This is a genomic window from Aminiphilus sp. (assembly GCF_029975095.1).
Taxonomy (GTDB): domain Bacteria; phylum Synergistota; class Synergistia; order Synergistales; family Aminiphilaceae; genus Aminiphilus.
In genome coordinates this window covers 1-4292 of the sequence record NZ_JARKPW010000117.1, presented here as the reverse complement: position 1 = coordinate 4292, position 4292 = coordinate 1, and the positions used below count along the sequence as shown (strand labels likewise).

Here is a 4292-nt window from a genome sequence, read left to right as displayed (position 1 = left end):
CAAGGGGGCCAAGGCCGGCCACCTGACCTACCTTGGCGACGCCAAGGTGGGGGCGGGCAGCAACATCGGGGCCGGCACCATCACCTGCAACTACGACGGTGTGAAAAAGAACAGGACCATCATCGGTGACGCCTGTTTCATCGGGAGCGACACCATGCTTGTGGCTCCCGTCGAACTGGGCGAAGGATCCATGACGGGCGCAGGATCGGTCATCACTGAAGATGTCCCCGCAGGGGCTTTGGCCGTCGGCAGAGCTCGTCAGCGAAACATTCCGGGATGGAGAGCGCGCAAAGCAGGATCGTCTGGAAACGATGTCACGGAAGGAGGTAAAAGCTGATGGTCACGCGCCTGAGGGAGCTGAAAATCCTCACCGGTTCCGCGAACCCCGCTTTCGCACAGGAAGTTGGGGATCATTTGCGGGTTCCCGTGGCCGCCTCGAAGATTTTTCGTTTTTCCGACGGGGAAATAGGTGTCTCCATTGAAGAAAGCGTTCGCGGAGCGGATGTGTTCGTCATTCAGCCCGTCTGTTCTCCTACGAACGAAAATTTGATGGAACTTCTCATCATGGTGGACGCCCTGAAACGAGCGTCCGCTTATCGTGTGAATGTCGTCACTCCTTATTTCGGCTATGCTCGCCAGGACAGGAAAACCAAGGCTCGGGAGCCCATTACGGCCAAACTTATAGCCAACCTGATACAGACCGCCGGAGCGCACAGACTTGTGGCCACGGATCTTCACGCGGGACAGATTCAGGGATTTTTCGATATCCCCGTAGATCATCTTACGGGCATCCCGCTCCTCGCTTCCTATTTCAAGGAAACGCTCCGGGATGCTTTGAACGAGGAGCGCGTCGTCGTTGTCTCCCCGGATATCGGAGGAGTCGTGCGGGCCCGTCAGTTTGCGTTGCACCTCAATGCCGACTTGGCCATTGTCGACAAAAGACGTTCCCACGAGGTGGCGAACTACTGCGAAGTCCTTGAGATCATCGGGCACGTGAAAGATAAAGTGGTTGTTCTGGTGGACGACATTGTGGACACGGCCGGAACACTGGTGCAGGCTACTCAGGCATTGCTGGAAAGAGGCGCTGAGAAGGTTTTTGCCTGTGCCACCCATGGCGTACTTTCGGGACCGGCGGTGGAACGCTTGAAAAATTCCCCCATCCACCAGGTCGTTTTCACGAACACCATACCGTTGCCACCGGAGAAGAAGTTGGATAAGATTATCCAGCTTTCCATCGCGTCTCTCGTGGCGGAGGCAATCAGCAGAATCCATTCCGACCATTCCGTCAGCATTTTGTTCCGGTAGCGGCGGGGCGATCACCTGCAGCACCGTAGGGCAAGAGACATACGAGAAATAAGGAGGAAAACCCAATGTCCAACTTTGTCTCCCTCAACCTGGAAAGCCGGGAAACGACCGGGAAAGAAACGAACAAAAAGCTTCGAAAGATCGGCTATCTTCCTGCCGTGTTCTATGGACACGACTACCCCGAGGGACTTCCCGTGAAACTGGAGGAGCGGCCTCTCACGATGCAGCTCCGTCATTCTCACTGGGAGACCTTGCGTATCGACGCGACAATGCCCGACGGGAAAATGGAAATGGCTCTCATCCGGGATCTGCAGCGTGATCCGCTGACGGACCATATCCTCCATGTCGATTTTTACCAGATGATCAAGGGGCAGAAGGTGCGTATCGCTGTTCCCGTGGTGCTCGTCAACAAGGAAAGCTGTGTGGGCGTCAAAGCAGGGGGCGTGCTGGAAGTCGTTGCCCGCGAAGTGGAAATCGAGGTCCTTCCTCGGGAGATTCCCGATGCGATCGAGGTGGATGTGGCACAATTGCAACTTGGTAAAAGCATTTCCGCGAAACAGTGTGCGTTGCCGGAAAGCGCTTCCCTGTTGACGGACCCGAACGAAGTCCTTGTGCTTGTCGCGGAACCCCGGGTTGAGGCGGAGGCTGCGCCTGGAACCGCGGGGAGCATGGAAGTCGAGGTCGTGCAGAAGGGCAAAGCCAAAGAGGAATAATCTTCCGTGTGGGTTGTCGCGGGGTTGGGCAATCCGGGAATCGAGTATGCCTTCACGAGGCACAATGTCGGGTGGATGGTGGTGGACGAGCTCGTTTCCCGGCATCATTTCGGCACACCGCAATTACGACATCACGGAGCCCTCTGGAAGGGGACACTTCACGGAGAAGGTCTGCTGCTTTTCAAGCCCATGACCTACATGAACCTCAGCGGCAGGGCAGTTGGCGCACTCATGGGCTACCTTCGGCTTCCGTTGGAGAAACTTCTTGTCGTCTTCGACGATGTCGCGTTGCCCTTCGGGACCTTGCGCCTTCGCGAAAGAGGATCCGCCGGAGGACACAACGGCATGGCCTCGGTCCTCGGGGCATTGAGAACTCTCGACGTTCCCAGATTGCGCATGGGAGTGGGACCTCTTCCTCCGGGAGCGAACCTTGTTTCGTATGTCACGGAACGGTTTCGCCCGGACGAGAGCGAGGTGCTTCCTGCGTTCATTCTCAAAGGGGCGGATGCGGTGGAATTCCTGATCGAGAAAGGGTTCGAAAAGGCGATGAGCGCCGTCAATGCTCATCCGCCGAAATGAAGAGAGGACCTGTCTGAGAGGGACACATGCACGAAGGTTCGATGTCCTTTTTTTTTGATCGTGGCGAGGTCGTCCTCGCCACGATGTCTTTCTGAGAGAGCCCGGACGCAACGATGCAAGGGTTCGGTTTTCGCGGCAGCTCGCCGAAGAATCTTTTTTCGCTCGATGCCGTTTGCTGGTCGAAAGGCATTTCCGTTCACGCACCGGTAGCGGACGCGGCACTTCCCTGGATGTGCGGTCCGAATGACGTTGCGTGCCTTGTCGTGCTCCCGGATGTTCGCTTGCAGGGGCATTTCTGCGAGGACAGAGAAACGCTTTTCGAGGATGCTGCCGTCTTTGAACTTCGGGAGCTCCCCCTTACAACGGAGGGAGCGACGAACCGCCCCTTTCTGGTGCAACGCGGCGAGTTGCTGCGTACGTGGAAGCGAAAAGGCGGCTTCCTGGCGGCCACGCCGGGAAGCCTCATGGGCCCGATTCTCTTCGGGGAATCCCAGTGGGAACTGCATGTCGGGCACACCGTGGATCGCGAAGCGTTGTTGCAGTGGCTCTCGGCTGAAGGGTACCGACGGGTTGATCTGGTGTGGGCTCCCGGACAGATTGCGCTGCGGGGAAGTATTATCGATGTATTCGATCCGATACAGAGATTTCCCGTTCGCATGGAACTGTTCGACGACACGCTGGAGAGCCTTCGTCACTTTTCTCCAGAGAATCAGCGGAGTGTTTCGAACCTTTCCTCCGTTTTTCTCCAGGGGATTTCCTCCACTTCGGCGGAGCGCCAGTCTCTCTTCTCCGAACTCCCCTCCGACCTCTCCGTTCTCTTCGTGGAGCCCAAGGAACTTGAAAAACAAGGAGAGTCCTACCTGTGGCTTTGGGACGGGCTTCGAGAGCAGGTCCAGCTGCCCTCTCTCCCAACGTGGCAAAGTGTTTATTTACGCCTGAGTTCTTTTCGGCGTCTTCGTCTTTCCAGAATACTCGGACAGGGTGATCTTCGCTGGCGTGTTCGGGAAGTGCCGTCCTTCCGTGGAAGATGGGACGACGTGGAGGTGCAGGTTGCCGCATGGAAAGAACACTCCATGCGGGTACATGTCTGTTCGACCTCGGAAATTGTTCTGGAATGGGCAAAGGAACGGGGACTCGAAATACGGAGGAGACCTCTTTCGAGAGGATTCGTGGATGACGAAAACGCCCTTGTCTTTCTGACGGACACGGAATTGTCCGGTGTCTCTCCGACACTCCGTCGGAACGCCTGGTACAGTGTACCCAGGGAATGGAAGGAACGCCTTCTTCCAGGAGAATTCGTCATTCACGAGGAGTACGGTGTCGCCGTCTATCGAGGTATGCAGGCTCTCGGGAGCGGAGACAATGCCCAAGAATACATGGTTTTAGAGTTCGCCAACGAAAAACGCCTCCTGGTTCCGATGACGCATTTCCCCCGAATCACCTCCCATCCCTTTTCGGGAGAAACTCTTCCAAGTCTCGATTCGCTCAAGGGAAGCGCTTGGAAAAAAGCCCTGGAGCGGGCGAGAGAAAGAACACGCGAAGCGGCGGAACAACTTGTGCGCATCTATGCGGAGCGCGAGCTCGCGAAAGGTTTTCCGTTTCCTCCCGACGGAGAAATGCTCTCCCGTTTCGAACGGGCGTTTCCCTTCGACGAAACGGCGGATCAGCTCAAGGCCATCCAGGACGTGAAGAGGG

General features: G+C 56.7%; 5 protein-coding genes. All 5 read left to right on the top strand.

Translation table 11 applies throughout. The features are described from left to right. A partial coding sequence (locus Q1K49_RS07020; RefSeq protein WP_300524423.1) for a DapH/DapD/GlmU-related protein occupies positions 1-337 on the top strand: 337 nt, incomplete at its 5' end. Continuing rightward, positions 337-1305, top strand: a complete 969-nt coding sequence (locus Q1K49_RS07015; RefSeq protein ID WP_300524421.1) for a ribose-phosphate pyrophosphokinase — start codon at positions 337-339, stop codon at positions 1303-1305. The genes Q1K49_RS07020 and Q1K49_RS07015, both read left to right, overlap by 1 nt. 65 nt (positions 1306-1370) lie before the next feature. Next, positions 1371-2018, top strand: coding sequence for a 50S ribosomal protein L25 (locus Q1K49_RS07010; RefSeq protein WP_300524418.1), 648 nt, complete (start codon positions 1371-1373; stop codon positions 2016-2018). A 6-nt stretch (positions 2019-2024) separates the two neighbouring features. Continuing rightward, positions 2025-2597, top strand: coding sequence for an aminoacyl-tRNA hydrolase (pth, locus tag Q1K49_RS07005; RefSeq protein WP_300524414.1), 573 nt, complete (start codon positions 2025-2027; stop codon positions 2595-2597). Positions 2598-2878: 281 nt separating this feature from the next. After that, positions 2879-4292 (top strand): CarD family transcriptional regulator (locus tag Q1K49_RS07000; RefSeq protein WP_300524411.1); only part of this gene is annotated, 1414 nt, incomplete at its 3' end.